The sequence below is a fragment of the Streptomyces sp. NPDC059582 genome (genome assembly GCF_042735715.1).
GTDB lineage: Bacteria > Actinomycetota > Actinomycetes > Streptomycetales > Streptomycetaceae > Streptomyces.
The window spans coordinates 70,935-97,408 of the sequence record NZ_JBHWCC010000039.1; the positions used below are offsets into that span (position 1 = coordinate 70,935).

Consider the following 26,474-nt stretch of genomic DNA (forward strand, 5'->3'; position numbering starts at 1 on the left):
CTCTGACTGGCTGTTCCTGCCCATGTTTCTGCCCAGGTCATGAGCTCGACGAAGAGTTCTTGAGACGAGGAGTTGGTCCCGCATGGCCGCCGAATCGACCGCCCACGAGTTGCTCGCCCGTCACCGGCCCACCCTCGACCAGGCGCTCGAGGCGATCCGCACGCGCGCGTACTGGTCCCCACACCCCGAGCATCCCAAGGCCTACGGCGAGAACGGCAGCCTGGACGCGGCGGCGGGCAAGGCCGCCTTCGACGCCGTCCTGAACACCCGGCTCGACCTGGGTCAGCCCGGCACGGACGACTGGGTGGGCGGCGAGGTCTCCCCGTACGGCGTCGAGCTGGGCGTGACGTACCCGCACGCCGACGTGGACGTCCTGCTGCCGGCCATGAAGGCCGGCCAGCGGGCCTGGCGGGAGGCGGGCGCGGAGCTGCGGGCCGTGGTCTGCCTGGAGATCCTCAAGCGGATCAGCGACCGGACGCACGAGTTCGCGCACGCGGTCATGCACACCAGCGGCCAGGCCTTCATGATGGCGCTCCAGGCGGGCGGCCCGCACGCGCAGGACCGCGGCCTGGAGGCGGTGGCGTACGCGTACGTGGAGCAGGTCCGCACCCCCGACACCGCGGAGTGGACGAAGCCGCAGGGCAAGCGCGACCCGCTCGCGCTCACCAAGCAGTTCACGCCCGTCCCGCGCGGCATCGCCCTGATGATCGGTTGCAACACCTTCCCGACGTGGAACGGCTATCCGGGCCTGTTCGCGTCCCTGGCCACCGGCAACGCGGTCCTGGTCAAGCCCCACCCGCGCGCGGTGCTGCCGCTCGCGCGCACCGTGCAGGTCGCGCGCCAGGTGCTCACCGAGGCGGGCTTCGACCCGAACCTGGTGGCGCTGGCCGCCGAGCGGCCCGGCGAGGGCATCGCCAAGACCCTGGCCACCCGCCCCGAGATCCGGATCATCGACTACACCGGCTCCACGGCGTTCGGCGACTGGCTGGAGGCCAACGCCCGCCAGGCGCAGGTGTACACGGAGAAGGCCGGCGTCAACACGGTCCTCGTCGAGTCCACCGACAACTACCAGGGGATGCTCTCCAACCTGGCCTTCTCGCTGTCGCTGTACAGCGGCCAGATGTGCACGACCCCGCAGAACCTGCTCATCCCCCGCGACGGCATCCGCACCGACGAGGGCCCCCGGACCTTCGACGAGGTGGTCGCCGACCTCGCCCGGTCCGTGGACGGCCTCCTCGGTGACGACGCGCGCGCCAACGCCCTGCTCGGCGCCATCGTCAACCCGGACGTCAAGGCCCGTCTGGAGGCGGCCGCGAGGCTGGGCGAAGTCGCCCTCGCCTCACGGCAGATCAGCAACCCGGACTTCCCCGAAGCGGTCGTGCGGACCCCCGTGATCGTCAAGCTGGACGGCGCCAAGCCGGACGACGAGGCCGCGTACATGAACGAGTGCTTCGGCCCCGTCTCCTTCGCCGTCGCCGTCGACTCGGCGTCGGACGCGGTGGAGCTGCTGCGCCGCACGATCCGCGAGAAGGGCGCGATGACGGTGGGCGCCTACACCAGCGACGCAGAGGTCGAGCAGGCCGTCCAGGAGGTCTGCCTGGAGGAGGCCGCCCAGCTCTCCCTGAACCTCACCGGCGGGGTGTACGTCAACCAGACGGCCGCCTTCTCCGACTTCCACGGCTCGGGCGGCAACCCGGCGGCCAACGCGGCGCTCACCGACGGCGCGTTCGTCGCGAACCGCTTCCGGGTGGTGGAGGTACGCCGGGACGCCTAGGGCGTGCCAGGCGTCGAGGGCCGGACGGAACGTTCGAAACAGGCCCTGGGCCCCGGCGTCCGGAGCCCCGTCGCGACCGCGGCGGGGCTCGTCCCGGGACCGGTCGGCCGCGCTCGCCGCGGACAGGACCGGCGGCGTCAAGGGCGGCTCGTCCGCCCGCACCGACAAGGGCACGCCCGCTCAGCGGGCGCCGCTCGCGCCCCCGGTGATGCTCCAGTGGTACAGCGTCATGGCCACACTGGTCGCGAGGTTGTAGCTGGAGACCTGGGGGCGCATCGGCAGCGCCAGCAGGTGATCGGCCCGCGCGCGCAGACCGGCGGAGAGCCCGCTGCGCTCCGAGCCGAAGGCGAGCACCGCGTCGTCCGGCAGCTTCAGCCCCCGGATGTCCTCGCCCTCCGGGTCGAGGGCGAACAGCGGACCGGGTGGCAGCTCGGCCACGGTCAGCCGCTCCACGGCGGTCGCGAAGTGCAGCCCCGCCCCGCCGCGCACGACGGTGGGATGCCACGGATCGAGCGTGCCGGTGGTGACCACACCGGTGGCCCCGAAACCGGCGGCCAGCCGGATCACGGCCCCCGCGTTGCCCAGGTTGCGCGGATCGTCGAGGACGACCACGGGCGCGCGGCGGGGCGTACCGGCCAGCGCCCGCAGGTTCGCGTCCCGGGAGGGCCGTACGGCCAGGGCGGCCACGGCGGTGGGATGCGGGCGGGGCACGAGCGACGCGTACGTCGACTCCGGGACCTCGGTCAGCAGCGCGTCCAGCGCCTCCCGTACGTCGGGGGCGAGCTCCGCGGCCAGCGCGAGCGTCGCCCGCCGGTCGGCGGTGACCGCCACGGGCACCTCGGCACCGAAGCGCACCGCGTGCTTGAGGGCGTGGAAGCCGTCGAGCAGCACGGCGGTGCCGGCGATCCGGCGCCAGACACCCATGGGATCGGGCCCGGCACCCACGGGATCGGGACCGGCGCTCACGGGGTCGGGGTCGGTCATGCCGTGAAGCCTACGTGGGCGCGCTCGGGGTTCTCCGGGCCCTTGGAGTCCTCGCCGTTCTGGCCGTTCTGGCCGTTCTGGCCGTTCTGGCCGTTCTGGCCGTTCACGCCGCTTTCGAGATTCTCGGCGTTCTCTGCGTTCTGGTCGGTCCCGCCCTTCGCGGCACCGCGCCGGTCGCGCTGGCCCGGCACGCTGAAGTGGCCACGGCGGGGGAACAGCCGTCCCCGCGCGCGTGCCGCCCAGCCGCCCACCAGGCACAGGAACGTCGTCGGCAGGAAGACCGAGTCCGCGGCGATCATCGCCAGCGAGAAGAACGGCAGTCCGAGCACCACGGCGATCACCGCGTGCTCGGTCATCATCAGGACCAGCAGGACGTTCTTGACCCGCCGGTTGAACAGCGTGAACGGGAAGGCGACCTGCACGATCACGGTTCCGTACGTCACGACCATCATGATCGTGCCGCTGACCGACATCAGGTCGGCGAGCGCGGGCCACGGCGAGAAGTAGTCCAGGTGCAGCGGGTAGTAGACCGCGGTGCCGTCCTGCCAGCGCGAGCCCTGGATCTTGTACCAGCCGGCCGTCGCGTAGATCAGACAGGCCTCGGTCATGATCACCAACAGGGCGCCGTTGTGCACGATGTTGGCGATGACGTCGAGCAGTATCCGGGGCTCGGCGGATTTCGTGCGCCGCCCCACCGCCCACCACAGCGCCGACGCCAGCCACACCACCCACAGCAGCACCGGCACGGTCGGATCGCCGTCGAGCCGCCCGGCGGCGGTCACCCCGACCAGCACAGCCCCGAGAACCGCCCACAGCAGCGGGCCGGTCCGGTCCGTCACCCGCTCGCCCCGCGCGCGTGCCTCCCGCGCCGACCGGGCGCGCCGCTCGTCCAGGGACCACACCTGGCCGCAGCGCGTGAGCACCAGGTAGAACGACATCAGATGCAGGACGTTGTCGCCGCCGTCCCCCATGAAGACGCTGCGGTTCTGCAACGACAGCACGCCGACCATGAAGAGCACGGACATCGCACGCGTGCGCCAGCCCAGCAGGAGCAGCGCGCTCGACAGCAGGGCGAGCGCGTAGACGATCTCGAACCAGACCTGGCCGTCCGTCCACATCAGCGTCGTGAAGGCGCCGTTGAGGCCGGTCAGCTGCCGGGCGAGGTCCCAGTCCCAAGGGCCGTCGGGGCCGTACATCTCCTGGCGGTGGGGGAACTCGCGCAACAGGAACAGCAGCCAGGTCGCGCTGAAGCCGATACGGATCACGGCCGTCTGGTACGGGCCCAGTGCCGACTCGGTGACGCGGGCGATGCCGCCGGACACCGACAGGGAGAATCGGTTCACTTCGCGGCCCCCTCGGCCTCGGCCGCCGGGACGGTCCACCAGGGCAGCACCCGGTACACCGGCTTCAGCGAGATCTGCTCACCGCTCCACTCGGGCGGACTCACGTTGGTGGTGCTGCTGCGGACCTGAACGCGTTCGAGGTCGTCGCCCGCTCCGGCCGCCCCGTCCTCGGCCAGCCGCCGCACCACGATGTGGCGCAGATACGTCTCGGAGAGAGCGCCGCGCATCCCCACCGGCCGGTTGTCGGCGCCGTGCGTGGCCGCGAAGAAGTCCCACGAGCGGCGCAGCTCGTTCTGGTCGACGTGGCTGGGGAGCAGGTTGCCGTCGATGGCCCGGCCGTCCTCGGCGGACAGGTCGTACCAACCGGTGGTCCGGATCCCGCCGTCCGACGTCTCGATCTCGGCGCGAACCTGGACCGCGACGTTCTGCTGGAGCGGGTTGGGCGCGAAGAGCTTCCAGTTCTGCTCGAACTCGGGGTAGATCCACTCCTCGATCGCCTTGCCGTGCTTCTTGGTGATCGTGTTCGACGGCGCGACATGCAGGAACACCATGCCGATGTGCACGCAGACGGCGACCGCGACGACGGCGAGCGCGAGGGCGGCGCCGATCTGGTAGCGGGGGGAGAGGGCGGCGACGCCGGTACGGGGCTCGGACGTCACGCCGCCCTGCCCCGACGAGGTGTCCGGTGCGTCCGGCTCGCCCCGCCCGTCCGAAGCATCCTTTTCGCCTGACATGTCAGAGTCGCCTGACACGTCGGGCCCGACCGGTTCGGTCGACGTCTCCGGCTCGGGTCCGGTACCCGCCGCGCGAGCCTCATCGGCCCCCTGCGTGGCCACCCCGGCCTCCTGCGCAGGTGGGGTGCCCGGCCCGGCCGGGGCGTTCCCGCCCCCGCCGGCCGCGTCAGTTCCGCCGTACGCGTCCATTCCGCCCCGTTTCCCGATGCTGTCCGTCTTCCGGCCCCCGGCCGCGGGGCACCGTACCGCCCGCGCGCACCGCCCCACGGGGGTCGCACGGGAACGTTACTCAGGCCCGCGCGCCCGGCACAGCCCCGACCGTCGGCCATCGACCGCCGCCACCGGCCGCCGGTCGCTCGCCGTCGGCCCTCGGCCCTCGGCCCCCGGCCCTCGGCCGGCCGGACCGTGCCGGAGGCGTCCCATCTCACCATGGGCGCCGCCGAGCTCCTCCCCCGGGCGCTCGCCCGGTGTCCGGAGTGGCTGACACCTTACGACGACCACCCCACGCCCGGACCCCGGGCGACCAAGCGATCGGGCCGGACCGGGCGGGACCGGGCCGGAGCGGGACCGAGCCGGGCCGAGCGGGCCGAAAGGGCGGAGCGCGCCTCAGGCGATCGGCCGGCGCCGCGCTCCGCACCGGGCGAACCGTTCCCTTCTTCTAGAACCTGTTCTATCTTGACGCTCCGTCAGAGCAGGCCGTCGGCCGGTCCGTGGCCGGGGTGCGCGTGGAACGTGGGAGGACAGGACCATGGACTTCACCTTCACCGAGGAGCAGCAGGCGGCGGCCGAGGCGGCACGGGGGGTGTTCGCCGGGGTCGCGCCCGACGGGGTGCCCAGCCCCGCCCTCACCCGGGGCGCCGCCGTCGCCGACGACTTCGACCGGGCGCTGTGGGCCAGGCTCGCCGACGCGGACCTGCTGAGCCTGCTGCTCGACGCCGAGTACGGCGGGGCCGGACTGGACGCCGTCGCGCTGTGCCTGGTGTTGCGCGAGTCGGCGAAGGTACTGGCCCGGGTGCCCCTGCTGGAGAGCTGCGCGGCCGCGGCCGCCGTGCAGGCCTACGGCGGGCGGGAATGGAGGGCCGGCCTGCTCAGCGCGGCCGGGCGGGGCGAGGTCGTCCTGACCGTCGCCGCCCATGGCCGCACAGGTCACGATCCGGCCGAACTCGCCGTGACCGCCCGCCGTGACGGTGACGCGTGGATCCTCGACGGGGTGCAGACGGCGGTGCCGTGGGCGCACACCGCGGACTACACGCTCGTCCCCGCGCACGTCCCCGCCGACTATCCGGTCGCCCCCGTACCCGTGGACCACACGGCGGAACCCGCCCCCGTCCCCGCCCACCTGTCCACACCGGCCGGGGCCGACCGCACCGTCCTCGCCCTGATTCCCCGCGGCCACGCGTCGGTCGTGTTCGCCGAGCAGGTCTCCACCACCGGCGAGCGGCTCGCCGAGCTACGGCTGGAGTCCGCACGCGTCGCGGCCCGCGACGTCATCGACGCCGACGGCGCCTGGGAGTGGCTGCGCCTGCTGCTGACCACGGGGACCTGTGCGCTCGCGCTCGGACTGGGCGAGAACGTACTGCGGATGACCAGCGAGTACACCGGCGAACGGGAACAGTTCGGCTTCCCCGTGGCCACCTTCCAGGCCGTCGCCGTGCAGGCCGCCGACCGCTACATCGACCTGCGTGCGATGGAGGTCACACTGTGGCAGGCCGCCTGGCGGATCGCCTCCGGGACCCGGGGCGCGCTGCCCGCGTCCGGTGACGTCGCCGTCGCCAAGATCTGGGCCGCAGAGGGCGTACGACGGATCGTGCAGACAGCACAGCACCTGCACGGCGGCTTCGGCGCCGACGTCGACTACCCGCTGCACCGCTACCACGCCTGGGCCAAGCACCTGGAGCTCTCACTCGGTCCCGCCGCAGCCCACGAGGAGGCCCTGGGCGACCTGCTGGCCGCCCACCCGCTCGGCTGAGCCCCCTGACCGCTGCCCCCGACGACTGCCCCGGTGAGCCCCCGACCGCCAGGGCGTGTTTCGAAAGTCCCGTCCGGCCCGCGACGCCTGGCACGGCGCCTCGCCGCGTTGTCGGGTCGTCCGCGTACGCCCGGTGCGCGGACGACCCTCCGCCTCGCGACGCACCGCACCGGACGCCGCGGGCCCCGCCCTCCGGGCGACGACGCTACTTTCGGGACACGCCTAGACGACGTGTCCGGGTCGGCCCTCGTCCGTCACGACGGACCGGCCCGCGGCCGCCCACACCTGCATGCCGCCGTCGATGTTCACGGCGTCGATACCCTGCTGGACCAGGTACATCGTGACCTGCGCCGAACGCCCGCCGGAACGGCAGATCACATGGACGCGGCCGTCCTGCGGCGCGGCCTCGGTCAGTTCGCCGTAGCGCGCCACGAACTCGCTCATGGGGATGTGCAATGCCCCGTCGGCGTGGCCGGCCTGCCACTCGTCGTCCTCGCGGACGTCCAGCAGGAAGTCGCCGTCCTTGAGGTCCATGACCTCGACCGTGGGCACACCAGCTCCGAAACTCATGCCTCCGACGCTACCCGAAGTCCCCCGCGACGAAGCCGGGGCTATCCCTGCAGCGCGGCCAGCTCCGCCTCGCGCGTGGCGACGTCGGCCAGGAGCTTCTCCGCGATCTCCTCCAGGAGGGCGTCGGGGTCGTCCGGCGCGAGGCGGAGCATCTCGCCGATCGCGCTCTCCTCCAGCTCCCGCGCGAGATGCGCGAGCATCTCCTTGCGCTCGGCCAGCCACTCGAGGCGGGCGTAGAGCTCCTCGCTGGGGCTGGGGGCCCGCTCGGCGGGCGCGGGACCGGCCGCCCACTCCTCGGCCAACTCCCGCAGCAGGCCCTCGTCACCGCGGGCGTAGGCGGCGTTGACCCGGGTGATGAACTCCTCGCGCCGCTGCCGCTCGTCCTCCGCCTGCGCCAGGTCGGGGTGCGCCTTGCGGGCCAGCTCGCGGTAGAGCTTGCGGACCTCGTCGCTGGGGCGCACCCGCTGCGGGGGCCGCACCGGCTGGTCCGTGAGCATCGCCACGGCCTCCGGGAACAGACCATCGCCGTCCATCCAGCCGTGGAACAGCTCCTCGACCCCCGGCATCGGCATCACCCGGGCGCGTGCCTCCTGCGCCCTGCGCACGTCCTGCGGATCGCCGGTCCGGGCGGCCGTGGCCTCCGCGATCTCCGCCTCCAGCTCGTCGAGCCGGGTATACATCGGGCCGAGTTTCTGGTGGTGGAGCCGCGAGAAGTTCTCGACCTCCACACGGAAGGTCTCCACCGCGATCTCGTACTCGATCAGCGCCTGCTCGGCGGCCCGCACGGCCCGCTCCAGCCGCTCCTCGGGTCGCGCCTGCTCAGCTTCCGGGGTCGTCACCCGAACAGCGTAGGCCACCGCCGGGCCGGTGCGGCTCCAGGAACGCGGGACGGCGGGCGGACACCCTGCGAGCACAGGGGTCCCGGCGGGCCGCGAGCAGCGCGCCGGGGCGTCAGGCCCCCGGGCCGCAGGCGCGTCCACCGGGCCGCGGATCAATGACCCCGGTCAGCCCGCCGACCTACCCCTCGGCCTGTCCGACACCCGCGTCGTACGGCTGTCCCCTCACACACCGGTCTCCGCCGGGATCCGCCCCGACCTCACCGCCGCCGCCAGTTCGGCGTGGTCCGCCTCCGTGCGGTCGGCGTAGGCGACGGCGAACGCACCGATCGCCTCGTCCAGCTCCTCGTTCTTGCCGCAGTAGCCCGCGATCAGGCGCGGGTCGGCACTGTGCGAGTGGGCGCGGGCCAGCAGTGCGCCGGTCATCCGGCCGTAGTCGTCGACCTGGTCGGCGGCGAGCGCGGCCGGGTCGACGCTGCCCTTGCGGTTGCGGAACTGCCGGACCTGGAAAGGCCGGCCGTCGACCGAGGTCCAGCCCAGCAGGATGTCGCTGACGACCTGCATGCGCTTCTGGCCGCGCACGACCCGGCGGCCCTCGTGTTCGACCGGCGGCACCTCGAACCCGGCGCTCACCAGGTGCGGGACCAGCGCCGACGCCCGCGCCTCCTTCACCTGGAGGACCAGGGGCTCGCCACGGTGGTCCAGGAGCAGCACCACGTACGAGCGGGTGCCCACACTGCCCGTGCCGACTATGCGGAAGGCGACGTCGTGCACCGAGTGCCGGGCCAGCAGCGGCAGGCGGTCCTCGGAGAGCGTGTCCAGATAGTGCTCCAGGGCCGAGGCGACCGACTCGGCCTCGCCGTCCGGGACACCCCGCAACACCGGCGGAGCGTCGACGAAGCGGCGGCCGCCGCCCTCGGTCGGCGTGGTCGACCTCGCCGCGAAGCGCCCGCTGGTGTTGGCCCGCGCCTTCTCGGAGACCCGCTCCAGCGTGCCGAGCAGGTCGTGGGCGTCGGTGTGGGAGACCAGTTCCTCGTCCGCGATGGCGTTCCACGCGTCCAGCACCGGCAGCCGGGCCAGCAGCCGCATGGTGCGGCGGTAGGCGCCCACCGTGTCCCGGGCCGCCTTGAGGCAGGTGTCCTCGTCGGCGCCGGCCTCCCGGCCCGCGAGCACGAGCGAGGCGGCGAGCCGCTTGAGGTCCCACTCCCAGGGGCCGTGCACGGTCTCGTCGAAGTCGTTGAGGTCGATGACCAGGCCGCCGCGGGCGTCGCCGTACAGACCGAAGTTGGCCGCGTGCGCGTCTCCGCAGATCTGGGCCCGGATCCGGGTCATCGGCGTGCGGGCCAGGTCGTACGCCATGAGGCCCGCCGAACCCCGCAGGAACGCGAAGGGGGTGGCCGCCATCCTGCCCACCCTTATCGGCGTGAGCTCCTTGATGCGGCCCTGGTTGGACTCCTCCACCGCGGCGACCGCGTCGGGCCGGGAGGCGTCGATGTCGAGCTCGGCGTGGGACGCGCGCGGCACCCGGCGCCGCAGCGCCTTCCCCTCCTCCTTGGGCGAGCCCTCGACGGGCCACTCGGCGAAGCCCCGCACGCCGGGCAGCCGCCGGGCCGCGGCCGGCCGCGCCGACTCCCTCGGCTCCGCGACTCCCGTGCCGACCTCGGCCATGACGACCGCCTCCCCCGTGTACGAACCTCGACGAACATCAATGCGTCCTGACCGTACCGCCGGTGGCCGAAACGCGTCACACCCTGTGGACAACTCGCCCGGGATCAGTCACCACGCTGTGGACAACCACCCGCGGACGCCCCTCGGCGGACGGCCGCGCGGAGCGGGCCGCCTCCGTGAGCGCGCCCGGCCGACCGATGAGAAATGGCTCACACCCAGCGGCCCGATCGGGGCGCGCCTCTGCCGCCCGGCGGCCGCCCACCGAGCGCTCCGCACCGGGGCAAAGCGAAACGGTCGGTACCGTGACCGGTACCGACCGTTTCGTCTGGTGCGCGAGGGGGGAGTTGAACCCCCACGCCCTTGCGGGCACTGGAACCTGAATCCAGCGCGTCTGCCTATTCCGCCACCCGCGCATTGGGTGTGTCCTCAGGCCCCGTTTCCCTTGCGGTGCGGCGCCTTCCGACACGCAGAACATTAGCACGCGGTCGGGGGTGCGTTCACATCCCTTTTCCCTGGGCAGGCGCTGAGCAGCGAGGCTCCCGCCCGACCGGTGCCCGGACCGGTCCAGGACGGATGCCCGCCCGAAACGGCCCCGCCCACGTCTCGACACGTACATGTTCACGTATCAACCTCGTACCGGTCAGGCCCATCTCCCCAGGAGCAGGTCGGGGTCCACAGCCGGGTGCGGGACACTGGTCTTCGGCCCCCTCTACGATCCTGGGCAAGAGGAGTTCGAAGGGAAGTTCCGCAGGGAAGCTCGCAGGCGTCGACAACGGTCGACCGAGCCGACAGGGGGAACCAGCCGATCGAGCGGCGCGTGGATACGATCAGTAAGCAGTACGAGCAACGCGAGCGGTACGAGCAGCACCGGGCAAGACACCGAGACAGCGGTAACGACGGAGGAGGTGCCCCATGGGAGTCCTGAAGAAGTTCGAGCAGCGTCTCGAAGGTCTGGTCAACGGCACCTTCGCCAAGGTCTTCAAGTCCGAGGTCCAGCCCGTGGAGATCGCCGGCGCGCTCCAGCGCGAGTGCGACAACAACGCCACGATCTGGAACCGCGACCGCACGGTCGTCCCCAACGACTTCATCGTGGAGCTGAGCACGCCCGACTTCGAGCGCCTCAGCCCCTACTCCGGCCAGCTCGGCGACGAGCTCGCCGGGATGGTGCGCGACTACGCCAAGCAGCAGCGCTACACCTTCATGGGACCCATCAAGGTCAACCTGGAGAAGGCCGAGGACCTGGACACCGGTCTCTACCGGGTCCGCAGCCGCACGCTCGCCTCCACCGGCGCGCAGCAGGCCCCCGACCAGTCGGCCGCGAGCGACCGGCGTCCGGGCGGCTACGGCTACCCGCAGCCCGGCGCGGCCGCCGCACCCCCCATGCCGTCCGCGCCGCCACCCGGCGCCGGCCCCCGGCCCGCCGGCTACGGCTATCCGCAGCCGGCGCAGCCCGCAGGCCAGCGCCCCGGCGCCGCCCCGGGCGGCCCGGCGCAGGGCGCGCGCACCCGTTACTGGATCGAGATCAACGGCGCGCGCCATCAGATCTCCCGCCCGACCCTGGTGCTGGGCCGCAGCACCGAGGCCGACGTGCGGATCGACGACCCCGGCGTCTCCCGCCGGCACTGTGAGATCCGGACCGGAACGCCCTCGACGATCCAGGATCTCGGGTCCACCAACGGCATCGTGGTGGACGGACAGCACACCACCCGCGCTACGCTCCGCGACGGCTCGCGGATCGTCGTGGGCAGCAGCACCATCATTTACCGGCAAGCCGAAGGGTGAAGCGGGGGCAATGTCAGAGCTGACCCTCACGGTCATGCGGCTGGGTTTCCTGGCCGTACTGTGGCTGTTCGTGATCGTGGCCGTGCAGGTCATCCGCAGCGATCTGTTCGGTACGCGTGTCACGCAGCGCGGGGCGCGCCGCGAAGCCGCCCGGCCTCAGCAGCAGGCCGCCCGGCAGGCGGCGGCGCCTCCGCAGCAGCGCCAGCAGGCCGCCGGTGGCCGCCAGCGCCGTAACGCCCCCACCAAACTGATCGTGACGGAAGGCACTCTCACTGGCACCACCGTCGCGTTGCAGGGCCAGACCATCACCCTGGGCCGGGCGCACGACAGCACCATCGTGCTGGACGACGACTACGCCTCCAGCCGCCATGCCAGGATCTACCCGGACCGGGACGGCCAGTGGATCGTCGAGGACCTGGGCTCGACCAACGGCACGTACCTCGACCGGAGCCGGCTGACGACCCCCACGCCGATTGCGCCGGGTGCGCCGATCCGCATCGGCAAGACCGTCATCGAGCTGCGGAAGTAGTACTCCATCATGAATAGGCGCGAGCGGAGCGAGCACGCGGTGGCGGTCCACACCCCGGACCCCGGCGCGCTCCCGACCGGAGGGTGGGCACCGTGCGGATGTACCCGGAGCCGACGGGCGAGGTGCGCATGAGTCTGTCACTGCGCTTCGCCGCCGGATCGCACAAAGGCATGATCCGGGAGGGCAACGAGGACTCCGGTTACGCCGGGCCGCGCCTGCTCGCCATCGCCGACGGAATGGGCGGCGCCGCGGCCGGCGAGGTCGCCTCCTCCGAGGCCATCTCGACCATCGTCGCCCTCGACGAGGACATTCCCGGCTCCGACGTCCTCACCTCGCTCGGCACCGCCGTCCAGCGGGCCAACGACCAGCTGCGCGCCATGGTCGAGGAGGACCCCCAGCTGGAGGGCATGGGCACCACGCTCACCGCCCTGCTGTGGACGGGCCAGCGGCTCGGTCTGGTGCACGTCGGCGACTCGCGCGCGTACCTCCTGCGCGACGGCGTCCTCACCCAGATCACCCAGGACCACACCTGGGTGCAGCGCCTCGTCGACGAGGGACGCATCACCGAGGAAGAGGCGACCACGCACCCGCAGCGGTCGCTCCTCATGCGTGCGCTCGGCAGCGGCGAGCACGTCGAGCCCGACCTGTCGATCCGCGAGGTCCGGGCCGGCGACCGTTATCTGATCTGCTCCGACGGCCTGTCCGGCGTCGTCTCCCACCAGACGATGGAGGAGACCCTCGCCAGCTACCAGGGCCCGCAGGAGACCGTGCAGGAGCTGATCCAGTTCGCGCTGCGCGGCGGCGGCCCCGACAACATCACCGTGATCGTCGCCGACGTGCTCGACCTGGACACCGGCGACACCCTCGCCGGGCAGCTGTCCGACACCCCGGTGGTGGTCGGCGCGGTCGCCGAGAACCAGAACCAGCTGCACGACAACGGCATCATGCAGACGCCCGCGGGACGCGCCTCCGGCCTCGGCCGTCAGGTGCCCGGACAGGGCGGGGGCGGCGAGTTCGGCCCGCCCGGCTCCGGCGACACCACCGGCTACATCCCGGCGGGCAGCTTCGGCGACTACACCGACGACGACTTCGTCAAGCCCCGCAAGGGCCGCCGGTGGCTGAAGAGATCCTTCTACAGCGTGCTCGCCCTCGCCGTCATCGGCGGCGGCCTCTACGGCGGCTACCGCTGGACTCAGACTCAGTACTACGTCGGTACCAAGGGCGAGCACGTGGCCCTGTACCGCGGCATCAGCCAGGACCTGGCATGGGTCTCGCTGTCGAAGGTCGAGAAGGACCACCCCGACATCGAACTCAAGTACCTGCCGCCCTACCAGCAGAAGCTGGTCGAGGCCACGATCGCCGAGGGCAACCTGAGCACCGCCCAGAAGAAGATCGACGAACTGTCGGTACAGGCCTCCGCGTGCAAGAAGGAAGCCGAGCGCCGTACCGCCGACAGCGAGAAGAACTCCAAGACGGGCGAGGGCGAGGCCGGAGGCACCACGGGAACCACCCGCACCTCCTTCACGTCCAAGGCTTCGCCGTCGCCGAACCCATCGGCGTCGGGCAAGTCCCCGTCCACGACTCCGTCCCCGTCCGCGACCGCCACTCCCAGCCCCGGCCCCAGCCTCTCGGAGGAGGAGCAGAAGGTCGTCTCGCTGTGCGGTAAGCAGTAGGCAAGCCGTGAGAGGCCCCGTCACACGATGAGCAGTACTACCAACCCGTCGACGCACCACACGTCCACGATCGGCTCGATCGGCACCCCGAGCCGGCGCAACACCGAGCTCGCGCTGCTGGTGTTCGCCGTCGTCATCCCGGTGTTCGCCTACGCCAACGTGGGCCTGGCCATCAACGACCAGGTGCCGTCCGGCCTGCTGAGCTACGGCCTGGGCCTCGGCCTGCTGGCCGGCGTCGCCCATCTCGTCGTACGGAAGTTCGCGCCGTACGCGGACCCGCTGCTGCTGCCGCTGGCCACGCTGCTGAACGGGCTCGGGCTCGTCGTGATCTGGCGGCTCGACCAGTCCAAGCTGCTTCAGTCGATCAAGCAGGCGGGCACCGCGGCACCACGCCAGCTGATGTACACCGCGATGGGCATCGCGCTGTTCATCGTCGTGCTGATCTTCCTCAAGGACCACCGCGCCCTGCAGCGCTACACCTACATCTCCATGGTCGGCGCGCTCTTCCTGCTGCTGCTGCCGCTGGTGCCGGGCCTCGGCCAGAACATCTACGGCGCCAAGATCTGGATCTCCGTCGCCGGCTTCTCCATCCAGCCCGGTGAGTTCGCCAAGATCGTCCTCGCGGTGTTCTTCGCCGGCTATCTGATGGTGAAGCGGGACGCGCTTGCCCTCGCCAGCCGCCGCTTCATGGGCCTGTACCTACCCCGTGGGCGCGACCTCGGCCCGATCCTGGTCGTCTGGTTCATCTCGATCCTGATCCTGGTCTTCGAGACCGACCTCGGTACGTCGCTGCTGTTCTTCGGAATGTTCGTCATCATGCTGTACGTCGCCACCGAGCGGACCAGCTGGATCGTCTTCGGTCTGCTGATGTCCGCGGGCGGCGCGGTCGGCGTGGCGAGCTTCGAGCCGCACGTCCAGCAGCGTGTCCAGGCCTGGCTCGACCCGATGAAGGAGTACGCCCTCAGCCGTAAGGGCGTCGGTGGCCACTCCGAGCAGGCGATGCAGGCGCTGTGGGCGTTCGGCTCCGGCGGCACCCTCGGCACCGGCCTCGGCCAGGGCCACTCCGAGCTCATCCGGTTCGCCGCCAACTCCGACTTCATCCTCGCCACCTTCGGCGAGGAGCTGGGCCTGGCCGGCATCATGGCGCTCCTGCTGATCTACGGGCTGATCGTGGAGCGCGGCGTGCGCACCGCTCTCGCCGCCCGCGACCCCTTCGGCAAGCTGCTCGCCATCGGCCTCTCCGGCGCCTTCGCCCTCCAGGTGTTCGTCGTCTCCGGCGGCGTCATGGGCCTCATCCCGCTGACCGGTATGACGATGCCGTTCCTGGCGTACGGCGGTTCCTCCGTGATCGCCAACTGGGCCCTGATCGGCATCCTGATCCGCATCAGCGACACGGCGCGCCGCCCGGCCCCGGCCCCCGCATCCAACCCCGACGCCGAGATGACCCAGGTGGTCCGCCCGTGAACAAGCCCCTGCGCCGGATCGCGATCTTCTGCGGCCTGCTGGTCCTCACGCTGCTGCTGCGGGACAACTGGCTCCAGTACGTGAAGGCCGACACCCTGGCCTCCGACACGGACAACCGCCGCGTCAACATCACCCGCTACGCCTCCCCGCGCGGCGACATCATCGTCGACGGCAAGGCCATCACCGGCTCCGTGGAGTCGAACGACACCGACTTCAAGTACAAGCGCACCTGGAAGGACGGCGCCATGTGGGCGCCGGTCACCGGGTTCTCCTCGCAGGCGTTCGGCGCCAACCAGCTGGAGAAACTCGAGGACGGCATCCTCACCGGCAACGACGACCGGCTCTTCTTCCGCAACACCCTCGACATGATCACGGGCAAGAAGAAGGAGGGTGGCAACGTCGTCACCACCCTCAACGCCGCCGCGCAGAAGGCGGCCTTCCAGGGCCTGGGCAACAAGAAGGGCGCCGTCGCCGCGATCGAGCCGTCCACCGGCAAGATCCTGGCACTGGTCTCCACGCCGTCGTACGACCCGTCGACCTTCGCCGGCACCTCGGACGACGACGCGAAGGCCTGGAACAAGGTCCTCAAGAAGAACAACAAGGACGACCCGATGCTCAACCGGGCGCTGCGCGAGACGTACCCGCCCGGCTCGACCTTCAAGGTGGTCACCGCCGCCGCGGCGCTGGAGAACGGCGAGGTCGCGGGCATCGACGACGCCACCAAGACGCCGGACCCGTTCCCGCTGCCGCAGAGCTCCACGAAGCTCACCAACGAGCACGGCGCCTGCAAGGACGCCAACCTGCGCTACGCGCTCATGGTCTCCTGCAACACCGTCTTCGCGAAGATGGCCGACAACGTCGGCAACGAGAAGATGATCGAGCAGGCCGAGAAGTTCGGCTTCAACAACGCCGAGCTCGACACCCCGGTGCGCGCCGCCGAAAGCATCTACCCCAAGGACAACGCACCGCAGAACGCGCTGGACGGCATCGGCCAGGGCTCCAACCGCGCCACGCCGCTCCAGATGGCCATGATCGCCTCGGCGGTCGCCAACGACGGCAAGCTGATGCAGCCGTACATGGTCGACCAGCTGCGCGCCTCCAACCTCGACGTCATCGAGACGCACGAGCCCAAGGAGCTGTCCCAGGCCGTCTCCTCCGAGACCGCGCAGAAGCTCCAGCAGATGATGGAGACGGTCGTCAACAACCCCCAGGGCACCGGCGGCAAGGCGAAGATCAACGGCGTCACCGTGGGCGGCAAGACCGGTACCGCCCAGCACGGCCTCAACAACAGTGAGAAGCCGTACGCCTGGTTCATCTCGTACGCCAAGCTGTCGGACGGCAGTGCTCCGGTGGCTGTCGCCGTCGTCGTCGAGGACGGTTCCGCCAACCGCGGCGACATCACCGGTGGCGGTCTCGCCGGTCCGATCGCAAGGGACGTGATGAAGGCAGTCATCGACAGCAAGAAGTGACCCCGCTCACGTCCCCTTCACATCGGTGCACGTTGCGATACCGGTCCTGTATCGGGTGACGGGCTTGGCCAGGTCACACAGACCGATCCGGGTACGGTATGCCCGGACGACAGCCTCCGCCCGCACGTTCGTGCGGGTCGGGACCGACGGAGAGGGCTGGTAGGTAGCTATGGAAGAGCCGCGTCGCCTCGGCGGCCGGTACGAGCTGAGCCATGTGCTCGGTCGTGGTGGCATGGCGGAGGTCTACCTCGCGCATGACACCCGGCTCGGTCGCACGGTGGCGGTGAAGACGCTGCGAGCTGACCTCGCACGCGACCCGTCGTTCCAGGCTCGGTTCCGCCGGGAGGCCCAGTCGGCCGCCTCGCTCAACCATCCCGCGATCGTCGCGGTCTACGACACGGGCGAGGACTACATCGACGGGGTCTCGATCCCGTACATCGTCATGGAGTACGTCGACGGCTCGACGCTCCGCGAGCTTCTGCACAGCGGCCGCAAGCTGCTGCCGGAGCGCACGCTGGAGATGACCATCGGCATCCTCCAGGGCCTGGAGTACGCGCACCGCAGCGGCATCGTGCACCGTGACATCAAGCCGGCGAACGTCATGCTGACGCGCAACGGCCAGGTCAAGGTGATGGACTTCGGCATCGCCCGCGCCATGGGCGACTCCGGCATGACCATGACGCAGACGGCGGCGGTCATCGGCACGGCCCAGTACCTGTCGCCGGAGCAGGCCAAGGGCGAGCAGGTCGACGCCCGCTCGGACCTGTACTCGACGGGTTGCCTGCTGTACGAGCTGTTGACGGTCCGGCCGCCCTTCGTGGGCGACTCCCCGGTCGCGGTCGCCTACCAGCACGTCCGGGAGGAGCCGCAGTCGCCGAGCGTCTACGACCCCGAGATCACGCCGGAGATGGACGCGATCGTCCTCAAGGCGCTGGTCAAGGACCCGAACTACCGCTACCAGTCCGCCGACGAGATGCGCGCCGACATCGAGGCCTGCCTCGACGGCCAGCCCGTGGGGGCCACCGCGGCGATGGGCTCGGTCGGCTACGGCGGCTACCCCGACGACCAGGCGACGACCGCCCTGCGCGCGGACGCCGGCGCCACGAGCATGCTGCCGCCCATGAACCCGGACAACGGCGGCTTCGGTTACGACGACCGTCCCGACCGGCGCCGCCAGAAGAAGTCGAACACCTCGACGATCCTCCTGGTGGTCGCGGCCGTCCTGGTCCTCGTGGGCGCCATCCTGATCGGGAAGTGGGCGTTCGGCGGGGGCGGCGCGGGCAGCGACCAGGTGGCCGTGCCCAACCTCGTGGGCGCGTCCGTGGCCGACGCCAGGAATCTGCTGACCAACAGCGACCTCGAACTCGGAACGGTCACCAAGAAGCCCTGCGAGGAGCAGCCCAAGGGCAACGTCTGCGACCAGGACCCGCAGGCCAAGACGGAGGTCCAGAAGAACTCCACCGTCAACCTGGTCGTGTCGACCGGAGCGCCGAAGGTGGCCGTGCCGAGCGTCGTCGGCCAGAAGCTGGACGAGGCCAAGGACACCCTCGAAGGGGACAAGTACCAGTTCACGGTCAAGACGAAGGAGAAGGAGTCCTCCGAGGAAGCGGGCACCGTCCTGGAGCAGGATCCGGAGCTCGGCAAGGAGGTCGAGAAGGGCTCCACGATCACGCTGACGATCGCCAAGGCCCAGCAGAAGTCCACCGTCCCCGACGTCTCCAACCAGGGCTGTGACGCGGCCAAGGCGCAGATGCAGGCCAACAACCTGGTCGGCAACTGCACCGAGGTCGAGACCGACGACCCGAACCTGGTCGGCAAGGTCATCGCGACCACGCCGCAGCGGGGCGAGCAGGCCGACAAGGGCTCCACGGTCCAGATCCAGATCGGCAAGGCGAAGCAGCAGGTCCAGGTCCCGAACGTCCAGGGCCAGAAGCTGAAGGACGCCCAGCAGATGATCCGGCAGGCGGGTCTCCAGGTCGGCACCATCACCGGCTCCCAGAACGAGAACGCGATCGTCTTCAGCTCCGACCCGGGCCAGGGCAACACGGTCGCCCCTGGCACGACGGTCAACCTGGTCGCCGTGGACCAGGGTGGCAACGGCGGCAACGGCGGCGGCTTCTTCGGCGGCCCCACCGGCACGGGACCGCACACGAGGGACTGATCCTCCGGTCCCACGGGTCCTACGACCGAGCCCCGGCGCCCTTCTCAGGGCACCGGGGCTCGGTCATGTCGTCCTCGGTCATGTCGTCCGCAGCGCGGTCAGCGCAGCTCCTTCGGGGGCGTCCGCCTGCTGTCGACCTTGTCGACCCGGACCAGCTCGCCCCACACCACGTACCGGTAGCGGCTCGTGTAGACCGGCGTGCAGGTCGTCAACGTGATGTAGTGGCCGGCCTTCTTCTTCCCCGACTCCTTGGGGACCGGACCGAGGACCTCGACGTTGTACTTCGAGGTCTCGGGGAGCACGGCGTAGACCTTGTAGACGTACCACTTGTCCTTGGTCTCGAAGACGATCGGATCGCCTTCCCCGACCTTGTCGATGTTGTGGAACTTCGCGCCGTGGCCGTCCCGGTGGGCGGCGAGGGTGAAGTTGCCCGCCTTGCCCGTCGTGGGCAGCGTGGCCTTGACCGGGTCGACGTAGTAGCCGGCGACGCCGTCGTTGAGGACCTTCGAGGAGGTGCCCTTCTCGACCAGGACCTCGCCGTTCCTCATCGACGGAACGTGCAGGAAGCCGATGCCTTTCCTGGTGTCCAGGGCGCCCGGACCGGTGTCCTGCTCGGCGGCCCAGCCGTCGCGGACCTTGTCGCCCTGCCGGTGCGCCGTGCGGTCGGCGACGACGTTCGTCCACCACAGCGAGTAGACGACGAACAGGCCGAGCACCAGGCCCGCCGTGATGAGCAGTTCACCGAAGGCACTGACCGCCAGGGCGATCCGGCCCTGGCCGCGGCGCCGCGCCGCGGGCACGGACTGGGGCGCGTCGGTGTGCTCTTCGGTCTCGTCGGCGGTCGCTGCCACTGTTTCCTCTGCCCTTAACTGACGAGCGCATCCGGCTTGCCCTTGCTGCGCGGCCGTTCCTCGACCATCTTGCCCCAGACGATCAGCCGGTACTTGCTGGTGAACTCAGGCGTGCACGTCGTGAGCGTGATGTACCGGCCGGGGCCCGTGAAGCCCGACCCCGTGGGCACGGGGTTGATGACACTGGTGTTGCTCGGTGAGGTGACCGGCAGCATCGACGTCGTCTTGTAGACGTAGTAGGTGCTCTGCGTCTCGACGACGACCTCGTCCCCCGCCTGGAGCCGGTTGATGTACCGGAACGGCTCCCCGTGCGTGTTGCGGTGACCGGCGAGGGCGAAGTTGCCCGCCTTCGCGTCGGGCATCGCCGTCTTGAGGGCGCCCTCGCCGTAGTGCCCGACCATGCCCTTGTCGAGCACCTTCTTGTTGCTGACGCCCTCCGCGATCGGCACCTCGACGTCCAGCTTCGGGATGTGCAGGATGGCGAAACCCTGCCCCGGCTCGAACGTGCCCGGTGCGCGCGTCCCGTTCGCCCAGTCCTGCTGGAGGTTGCTCGCCTCCTTGCCCGCCTGCGCGTGCGCCCGCACGTTCGTCCACCACAGCTGGTAGGTGACGAACAGCAGCATGAGCACACCCATGGTGATGAACACCTCGCCGATCGCCCGGCTGGCGACCACGGCCGGGCTCGCCTTGCGCGCCCGCGCCTGGCGGCGCGCCTCGACCCGGGAGAGGGGCGCGCGGGGCCCGCCCCCCTCCGACGGCGTCTCCGCCTCCGGTGCTCCGCCTCCATGACGCCCGCCACGGCGCTTGGCGGCCTTTCTGCGGGCCGCACGACCGCCCGGGGTGACTGGAGTTGCGGACGAGCCTGACGAGGCCGCAGAAGCCGGTAGGGACCCGCCGGCCCCCATCGCGGCCAGGTCGGACATCCGCAGCGCGACGGTCTCCTCGTCGATGGGGGGGTCGTACGACGATTCGTCGTACCAGTCCCCGAGCGCGGTCACGCCGTGGCCCTGCCCACCACCGGGGCGAGCCCCGCCGACCTCGCCACGGCACCCGCGTAGCCGCACTCGACCAGCCAGTTGGCCAGCATCCGGTGGCCGTGCTCGGTCAGCACCGACTCGGGGTGGAACTGCACACCCTCGACCGGAAGTTCCCGGTGGCGCAGCCCCATGATGATGCCGTCGTGCGTCCGGGCCGTGACCTCCAGCTCGGCCGGCACGGTCGCCGGCTCGGCGGCCAGCGAGTGGTAGCGGGTCGCCGTGAAGGGGGACGGCAGGCCGGCGAAGACGCCCTTGCCGCCGTGTTCGACCAGGGAGGTCTTGCCGTGCAGCAGTTCCGGTGCCCGGTCCACGACACCGCCGTACGCCACCTGCATGGACTGCATGCCCAGGCAGACCCCGAAGACGGGGACACCGGTGGCGGCACAGTGGCGGACCATCTCGACGCAGACGCCGGCCTGCTCGGGCGTCCCCGGACCCGGCGACAGCAGCACCCCGTCGAAGCCGTCCTGGGCGTGCGCCGTCGACACCTCGTCGTTGCGCAGGACCTCGCACTCGGCGCCCAGCTGGTACAGGTACTGGACCAGGTTGAAGACGAAGCTGTCGTAGTTGTCGACGACGAGAATGCGCGCGCTCACTGGTTGTCCACCGTCACATCGTTGAAGGGAAGCAGCGGTTCAGCCCACGGGAAGACGTACTGGAACAGGACGTAGACCACGGCCAGAACCAGCACGATCGAGATCAGCGCCTTCAGCCACGCGTTTCCCGGCAGACACCGCCAGATCCAGCCGTACATGCCGTCCCTTCCCTCGCACCACGGCAACAGACTCACGCCGTACGGCACCAGACTAACGGCGCAGCGCCTCCGGTTCGCCTGCCTCCACAGGCTGTGTGGCGTCCAGGTGCGCCCACACGATCAACCGGTGACTGTGCCCCCACTCGGGATCGCACGTGGTCAACGTGAGGTAGCGGCCCACACCCGTATACCCGGACTTACGTGGCACAGGGTCGATCACCTCAACGTCGGTGGGAACGGTTTTGTAGGGCCCTTTGTCGATCCGATAGGTGAACCAGGTGGTCCCGTCCGTCAGCACCACCGCGTCCCCTCGGCGCAGCCGGGGGAAGTCCTTGAACGGATCTCCGTACGTGCGCCGGTGACCGGCGACGGAGAAGTTGCCCGTCTGCCCCAGCCGCGCGGTGCCCGCGTAGTGGCCCAGCCCCTTCTTCAGGGTGCCGGTGGCGGTGCCTTCGAGGACCGGCTTGTTCCACGTGAAACCGAGCCGCGGGATGTACATGATCGCGAAAGGCCTGCCGTTCCGGTACGGCGCCGGGGGCGGGGCGGAGGCGGCGGGCGAGGCGGGTGAGCCTCCAGGGGTCTCCGGCGTGGCCGGTGCCGTCGGTGTGGCCGCTGTCGCCGATGTCGCCGTCGGCTGGACGCTTCCCCTCGACCACTGGTCCTGCAACTGGTCGATCTGGTCGTCCATGACCCGGTCGGCCTGCACGCCGGTCCAGAACAGCACGTAGACGACGAAGAGCACGATCACGGCGCCCACCGTGACGCAGAGCTCGCTGACGGTCCGGACGATCACACGCACCGACACAGGGCCCCCCGGCGGCTACTCCACAGGCTTCGCGTAGTGCAGATCCACTGTGCCCGAGTAGCCGGGCAGAGTCACCGTGCCGTCCTCGGTGACTTTCCAGCCGAGGCCGTAGACGTTGACGTAGACCATGTAGTTCTGGATCGCCGGGGCGTCCGCGAGCGCCTTCTGCAGCTTCTCCGGGTCACCGACCGCCGTGATCTTGTACGGCGGTGAGTAGACCCTGCCCTGGAGGATCAGGGTGTTGCCCACGCAGCGCACGGCGCTGGTGGAGATCAGCCGCTGGTCCATGACCTTGATGCCCTTGGCGCCACCCTGCCAGAGGGCGTTCACCACGGCCTGGAGGTCCTGCTGGTGGATGACCAGGTAGTCGGGCTGCGGCTCCGGGTAACCGGGGAGCTTGGCGGTCGCGTCGGGCGGGGCGTCGTTCAGGGTGACCGTGACCGCCTCGCCCTTGAGCTTCTGCGTGCCCGCGCTCTTCTCCAGGGCCGCCGCCTTCGCGTCCTCCGCCTCGGTGCTGCCGTCGTCGCCCTCGGCGAGGGACTCGACGTCGTGCCGCAGGGCCGCGTTGGAGTCGTCGAGCTCGCCGTTCTTGTGGCTGCGCTCCTGGATGAGGTCGGAAAGCTTCAGCAGTGAGGTGTCCGTGCGGATATTGGTGCCCTTGGCCGTGTTGAAGCTGGTGAAGAAGATGAGCCCGGCGAGAGCGAAGACGGCGACCGTGAGCACGCGGACGGGACGGAAGCCGCCCCGGCGATCAGGACTGGATTCCGTCCGGGGGGAGTCGGCAGAATTGCTCAACGTACCCTTATCTCCTTCGACGCCACGGAAGCACTACGCTAACGGACGCCCGGGGGAGCGCTCGGTGTCCCCTTGTACGCTGCCCCGAGCCAGCCACAATTTCCCTGCGCGGCCACGCAGCGCATCGACAGGAGAGACCCTCGTGCCGAAGTCACGTATCCGCAAGAAGGCCGACTACACGCCGCCCCCGGCGAAGCAGGCGACCGCCATCAAGCTCACCAACCGTGCCTGGGTCGCGCCGGTCATGCTGGCCATGTTCCTCGTCGGCCTCGCCTGGATCGTCGTCTTCTATGTGACGGACGGCTCGCTGCCCCTCGACAGTCTGGACAACTGGAACATCGTGGTCGGCTTCGGCTTCATCGCGGCGGGGTTCGGCGTCTCCACCCAGTGGAAGTAGGGCCCTGCGGGGCTCTGCCCAGGGCTATCCGCTGAGTTATCCACAGCGGTTTTCCACAGTGGGGAAAAGAAAGACGATCTGTGGATAACTCATCGGGCGTTGACGCCGGTGTGACGGAACTATCAGTGCCCGAAAATCTGTTCGCCCCCTGCCTGACCTGCGGAAAAACAGGTCAGCGACAGGGGGCACAGTTGTTCCCGCACGGTGTGCACAAGATCCGGCACGCGCTGTGGACAACAGTGCGCTCAGGTGAGCTGGGCCGTCCTCAGGAGCGTCATCCCCACGATCACGGCAAGCACCAGGCCACAGGTGCCGTACTGCACCAGAGTGCGGCGCTCGCGCGGTGCGTGGACCATGGCGTAGCCGACGAGGACACCGGCCACGAGCCCGCCGATGTGCGCCTGCCAGGCGATGTTGGGCCAGCCGAAGGTGAAGATGAGGTTGATCACCAGCAGGGCGACCACGGGACGCATGTCGTAGTTGAGCCGGCGCATGAGCACGGCCATGGCGCCGAAGAGACCGAAGATCGCGCCGGAGGCGCCGAGCGATGGCTGGCCGGGGTTGGCGAGCAGGTAGGTGAGCGCGCTGCCGGCCAGTCCCGAGACGAAGTAGAGGGCGAGATAGCGGGCGCGGCCGAGGGCCGCCTCCAGCGGGCCGCCGATCCACCACAGGCTGAGCATGTTGAACAGGAGGTGGATGTAGCCACCGTGCAGGAACATCGCGGTGAGCAGCCGGTACCACTGGCCCTCGGCGACGCCCTCCCATGAACCGGAAGCCCCGAAGTACCACCGACCGATGAGCTCGAAGCGGTCGGTGAAGCGGTCGCCGACAGAGAGCTGGACCAGGAACAACGCGAGGTTGACGCCGATCAGCAACTTCGTGACCAGGCGCGGGTCGGCGGCGATCGTCCCGCCCGCGATGGTGCGGGGCCGGGAGTCGGCCGGGGGTGCGCCGCCGCCACCGCCGTCGCGCACGCAGTCGGGGCACTGGAAGCCGACCGAGGCGCTGACCATGCACTCCGGGCAGATCGGGCGCTCGCAGCGGGTGCAGCGGATGCCGGTCTCCCGGTCGGGGTGCCGGTAGCAGCCGGGCAGACTCCGGGCGTCCTGGTGACTGCCTTGAGCCTGGTCCATGACACATCCCCTGGGTCGTCGTATGCAGTGCGCCCCGCCCATCCTTACGGACGAGCGGGGCAATAGGTTCCCTGCCGGAACGCGTCGAATCAGGACTGACGCTTCTCGACGACGACCGACTCGATGACGACCTCGTTGACCGGGCGGTCGGTGCGCGGGTTCGTCTGGGCCGACGCGATGGCGTCGATGACCTTCTGGCTCGCCGCGTCGGTGACCTCACCGAAGATGGTGTGCTTGCGGTTCAGCCAGGCCGTCGGGGCGACGGTGATGAAGAACTGCGAGCCGTTGGTCGCCGGCCCTGCGTTCGCCATGGCCAGCAGGTACGGCTTCGAGAACTGGAGATCCGGGTGGAACTCGTCCTCGAACTGGTAACCCGGACCGCCGGTGCCGTTGCCCAGTGGGTCGCCGCCCTGGATCATGAATCCGCTGATCACCCTGTGGAAGACCGTGCCGTCGTAGAGCCTGGCCGTGGACTTCGCACCCGTCTCGGGGTGGGTCCACTCCCGCTCGCCCTGGGCGAGCTCGACGAAGTTCTTGACCGTCTTGGGGGCGTGGTCCGGGAAGAGCCGGACCTCGATGTCGCCGTGGTTGGTCTTCAGGGTGGCGTAGAGCTGCTCGGCCACGATCTGCCTTCCGTTGTCTTCCTGTGACCCCCCGATCCTCGCACGGTCGGGACGGCGCGTCCCCCGACGTCCTCTTCCGAGCGGATATCCGTGGATCCCGCTTGCGGAAAACCGGACGAGTACTCCCGCGGCGCGGGCACTCGGCGTCGATCCGTGGCATTGTCGACGTCAAGCTCCCTGTTCCCCCGTATTCATCCGCTATTGCACTTGATCGGTTGTTGAACCGCTCTTGATCGGAGTTGGTCCGGAGTCCTCTCCCATGACCCGGATGCCCGTCCTCACATGCCCCGGCGTCCACGGGCAGGCATGATCCGTAAAAGGGTGGAAAGTCGAATTACCGTACGCCACCGAGGAGGAGGAACCCGTGACCCGCATCGACAGCGTGCGCGCCGCGACCGGAACGGCGAAGGACAGCGTGCTGCACGCCGCGGAAGTGGTGGCGCCCTACGCCGACACGGCCAAGGAGAAGGCCGCGTACTACGCATCCGAGGCCCGCGTACGGCTCGCGCCCAAGATGTCGCAGGCAGCGGAACAAGCCCGCGTCCAGTACGACGCCTACCTCGCACCACGCCTGGAACAGGCCCGCACCCATGTGCCGCCGAGGGTCGACCAGGCCGCCCACGACGCCGCGTTCCGTACGCGTGAGGCTGCCCGGCAGGCCGCCGACTACTCCCGTCCGAGGTTCGAGCAGGCGGTGGCCGCCGCCGGTCCCGTCAGGGACGAGGCCACCGCGCGCGGCATCGCCGCGCTGGCCGCACTGCGCGGCCAGGTGACGCCGAAGGAGATCGAGAAGCTGGCCCGCAAGCACCGTCGGCGGGCGAAGGCCGGCCAGGCCGCGAAGGTGCTGGCCGTCCTGGGCGTCCTGGCGGGTGGCGCCTACGCCGCATGGAAGTGGTGGGACAAGCAGGCCAACCCGGACTGGCTGGTCGAGCCGCCCGCCGCGACGGAGGTGCCGGAGTCGAATCGGCTGAAGTCGGTGGACGGCAGCCTCGACCAGTCCGTACTCGACCCCGAGGTTCAGGCCAAGCAGGCCGAGGACGAGGCCGTGGACCGTGAGGACCGCGGCTGACGCGGACATCCCCGTACCCGTCACATGACGTCGAGGGGCGGACGGCCTGGTGGC

24 protein-coding genes and 1 tRNA gene are annotated in these 26,474 nt (G+C 70.4%); 10 read left to right on the forward strand and 15 right to left on the reverse strand.

All coding sequences use genetic code 11. The annotated features are described in order from the left end of the window. Positions 1 to 82 precede the first annotated feature (82 nt). The gene (gene paaN, locus ACFV0T_RS28730) at positions 83 to 1,774 is read left to right on the forward strand and encodes a phenylacetic acid degradation protein PaaN (protein ID WP_385785104.1); all 1,692 of its coding nucleotides are present in this window, start codon (positions 83 to 85) and stop codon (positions 1,772 to 1,774) included. A gap of 180 nt (positions 1,775 to 1,954) precedes the next feature. Here the strand turns inward: paaN and ACFV0T_RS28735 are convergent, their stop codons facing one another. The 3 genes from ACFV0T_RS28735 to ACFV0T_RS28745 are packed head-to-tail and all read right to left on the reverse strand — an operon-like array spanning position 1,955 to position 5,024. Beyond that, positions 1,955 to 2,758 carry a TrmH family RNA methyltransferase gene (locus ACFV0T_RS28735; protein WP_385785107.1) on the reverse strand — a complete coding sequence of 268 codons (804 nt, stop codon included), beginning with the start codon at positions 2,756 to 2,758 and terminating at the stop codon, positions 1,955 to 1,957. Then, on the reverse strand, positions 2,755 to 4,101 hold the full coding sequence (locus ACFV0T_RS28740; protein ID WP_385785110.1) for an HTTM domain-containing protein: 1,347 nt from the start codon (positions 4,099 to 4,101) through the stop codon (positions 2,755 to 2,757). The genes ACFV0T_RS28735 and ACFV0T_RS28740 overlap by 4 nt, the downstream gene beginning before the upstream one ends. Next, entirely contained in the window at positions 4,098 to 5,024 is a 927-nt protein-coding gene (locus ACFV0T_RS28745; protein ID WP_385785112.1) for a DUF5819 family protein, read from the reverse strand. Before ACFV0T_RS28745 ends, ACFV0T_RS28740 begins: the two co-directional genes overlap by 4 nt. A 559-nt stretch (positions 5,025 to 5,583) precedes the next feature. On the opposite strand from ACFV0T_RS28745, the gene ACFV0T_RS28750 reads away from it, so the two are divergent. Beyond that, the gene (locus ACFV0T_RS28750; protein ID WP_385785114.1) at positions 5,584 to 6,804 is read left to right on the forward strand and encodes an acyl-CoA dehydrogenase family protein; all 1,221 of its coding nucleotides are present in this window, start codon (positions 5,584 to 5,586) and stop codon (positions 6,802 to 6,804) included. Between the two features lie 222 nt (positions 6,805 to 7,026). Here ACFV0T_RS28750 and ACFV0T_RS28755 read toward each other — a convergent pair whose 3' ends face one another. The 4 genes from ACFV0T_RS28755 to ACFV0T_RS28770 form a co-directional block, all read right to left on the reverse strand. Then, a complete protein-coding gene (locus ACFV0T_RS28755) occupies positions 7,027 to 7,356 on the reverse strand; it encodes a rhodanese-like domain-containing protein (protein WP_385785167.1) in 330 nt (109 codons plus the stop codon). Positions 7,357 to 7,415: 59 nt separating this feature from the next. Continuing rightward, positions 7,416 to 8,213 (reverse strand): J domain-containing protein, encoded by a 798-nt coding sequence (locus tag ACFV0T_RS28760; protein WP_385785117.1) that lies wholly within the window; start codon positions 8,211 to 8,213, stop codon positions 7,416 to 7,418. Between the two features lie 222 nt (positions 8,214 to 8,435). Continuing rightward, on the reverse strand, positions 8,436 to 9,878 hold the full coding sequence (locus ACFV0T_RS28765; protein WP_385785120.1) for a DUF2252 domain-containing protein: 1,443 nt from the start codon (positions 9,876 to 9,878) through the stop codon (positions 8,436 to 8,438). Positions 9,879 to 10,204: 326 nt separating this feature from the next. Further along, a tRNA-Leu gene (locus ACFV0T_RS28770) sits at positions 10,205 to 10,291 on the reverse strand. Between the two features lie 499 nt (positions 10,292 to 10,790). On the opposite strand from ACFV0T_RS28770, the gene ACFV0T_RS28775 reads away from it, so the two are divergent. The 6 genes from ACFV0T_RS28775 to pknB all read left to right on the forward strand — a co-directional run bounded on the left by ACFV0T_RS28775 (position 10,791) and on the right by pknB (position 18,956). Continuing rightward, positions 10,791 to 11,660, forward strand: coding sequence for an FhaA domain-containing protein (locus ACFV0T_RS28775; protein ID WP_385785123.1), 870 nt, complete (start codon positions 10,791 to 10,793; stop codon positions 11,658 to 11,660). A gap of 10 nt (positions 11,661 to 11,670) precedes the next feature. Beyond that, positions 11,671 to 12,189 (forward strand): FHA domain-containing protein, encoded by a 519-nt coding sequence (locus ACFV0T_RS28780; RefSeq protein ID WP_385785125.1) that lies wholly within the window; start codon positions 11,671 to 11,673, stop codon positions 12,187 to 12,189. Between the two features lie 98 nt (positions 12,190 to 12,287). Further along, positions 12,288 to 13,862 carry a Stp1/IreP family PP2C-type Ser/Thr phosphatase gene (locus tag ACFV0T_RS28785; RefSeq protein WP_385785170.1) on the forward strand — a complete coding sequence of 525 codons (1,575 nt, stop codon included), beginning with the start codon at positions 12,288 to 12,290 and terminating at the stop codon, positions 13,860 to 13,862. A 27-nt stretch (positions 13,863 to 13,889) separates the two neighbouring features. Beyond that, the gene (locus ACFV0T_RS28790) at positions 13,890 to 15,326 is read left to right on the forward strand and encodes an FtsW/RodA/SpoVE family cell cycle protein (protein WP_385785127.1); all 1,437 of its coding nucleotides are present in this window, start codon (positions 13,890 to 13,892) and stop codon (positions 15,324 to 15,326) included. Beyond that, a complete protein-coding gene (locus ACFV0T_RS28795) occupies positions 15,323 to 16,795 on the forward strand; it encodes a peptidoglycan D,D-transpeptidase FtsI family protein (RefSeq protein WP_385785130.1) in 1,473 nt (490 codons plus the stop codon). Before ACFV0T_RS28790 ends, ACFV0T_RS28795 begins: the two co-directional genes overlap by 4 nt. Positions 16,796 to 16,964: 169 nt before the next feature. Then, a complete protein-coding gene (gene pknB, locus ACFV0T_RS28800; protein ID WP_385785133.1) occupies positions 16,965 to 18,956 on the forward strand; it encodes a Stk1 family PASTA domain-containing Ser/Thr kinase in 1,992 nt (663 codons plus the stop codon). Between the two features lie 98 nt (positions 18,957 to 19,054). On the opposite strand, the gene ACFV0T_RS28805 is transcribed toward pknB, so the two are convergent. The 6 genes from ACFV0T_RS28805 to ACFV0T_RS28830 are packed head-to-tail and all read right to left on the reverse strand — an operon-like array spanning position 19,055 to position 23,198. Next, positions 19,055 to 19,807 (reverse strand): class E sortase, encoded by a 753-nt coding sequence (locus ACFV0T_RS28805; RefSeq protein WP_385785136.1) that lies wholly within the window; start codon positions 19,805 to 19,807, stop codon positions 19,055 to 19,057. Positions 19,808 to 19,821: 14 nt separating this feature from the next. After that, a complete protein-coding gene (locus ACFV0T_RS28810; protein ID WP_385785174.1) occupies positions 19,822 to 20,883 on the reverse strand; it encodes a class E sortase in 1,062 nt (353 codons plus the stop codon). Then, positions 20,802 to 21,440, reverse strand: coding sequence for an aminodeoxychorismate/anthranilate synthase component II (locus tag ACFV0T_RS28815; protein WP_385785138.1), 639 nt, complete (start codon positions 21,438 to 21,440; stop codon positions 20,802 to 20,804). Before ACFV0T_RS28815 ends, ACFV0T_RS28810 begins: the two co-directional genes overlap by 82 nt. Continuing rightward, positions 21,437 to 21,598: a hypothetical protein gene (locus ACFV0T_RS28820; RefSeq protein WP_385785141.1), complete on the reverse strand. Its 162-nt coding sequence runs from the start codon at positions 21,596 to 21,598 to the stop codon at positions 21,437 to 21,439. The genes ACFV0T_RS28815 and ACFV0T_RS28820 overlap by 4 nt, the downstream gene beginning before the upstream one ends. A gap of 52 nt (positions 21,599 to 21,650) precedes the next feature. Then, entirely contained in the window at positions 21,651 to 22,397 is a 747-nt protein-coding gene (locus ACFV0T_RS28825) for a class E sortase (protein ID WP_385785144.1), read from the reverse strand. Positions 22,398 to 22,418: 21 nt separating this feature from the next. Further along, positions 22,419 to 23,198 carry a DUF881 domain-containing protein gene (locus tag ACFV0T_RS28830; protein WP_385785145.1) on the reverse strand — a complete coding sequence of 260 codons (780 nt, stop codon included), beginning with the start codon at positions 23,196 to 23,198 and terminating at the stop codon, positions 22,419 to 22,421. A 142-nt stretch (positions 23,199 to 23,340) separates the two neighbouring features. Here ACFV0T_RS28830 and crgA point away from each other — a divergent pair, with 142 nt between their 5' ends. Continuing rightward, a complete protein-coding gene (gene crgA, locus ACFV0T_RS28835) occupies positions 23,341 to 23,595 on the forward strand; it encodes a cell division protein CrgA (RefSeq protein ID WP_385785147.1) in 255 nt (84 codons plus the stop codon). 245 nt (positions 23,596 to 23,840) lie between these two features. Here the strand turns inward: crgA and ACFV0T_RS28840 are convergent, their stop codons facing one another. Together ACFV0T_RS28840 and ACFV0T_RS28845 are read right to left on the reverse strand one after the other, a co-directional pair. Next, the gene (locus tag ACFV0T_RS28840) at positions 23,841 to 24,728 is read right to left on the reverse strand and encodes a rhomboid family intramembrane serine protease (RefSeq protein WP_385785150.1); all 888 of its coding nucleotides are present in this window, start codon (positions 24,726 to 24,728) and stop codon (positions 23,841 to 23,843) included. 89 nt (positions 24,729 to 24,817) lie between these two features. Beyond that, positions 24,818 to 25,351, reverse strand: coding sequence for a peptidylprolyl isomerase (locus ACFV0T_RS28845; protein ID WP_385785153.1), 534 nt, complete (start codon positions 25,349 to 25,351; stop codon positions 24,818 to 24,820). 364 nt (positions 25,352 to 25,715) lie between these two features. Between ACFV0T_RS28845 and ACFV0T_RS28850 the strand changes: the two genes are divergently transcribed. Beyond that, a complete protein-coding gene (locus ACFV0T_RS28850; protein ID WP_385785156.1) occupies positions 25,716 to 26,420 on the forward strand; it encodes a DUF5324 family protein in 705 nt (234 codons plus the stop codon). Positions 26,421 to 26,474 lie beyond the last annotated feature (54 nt).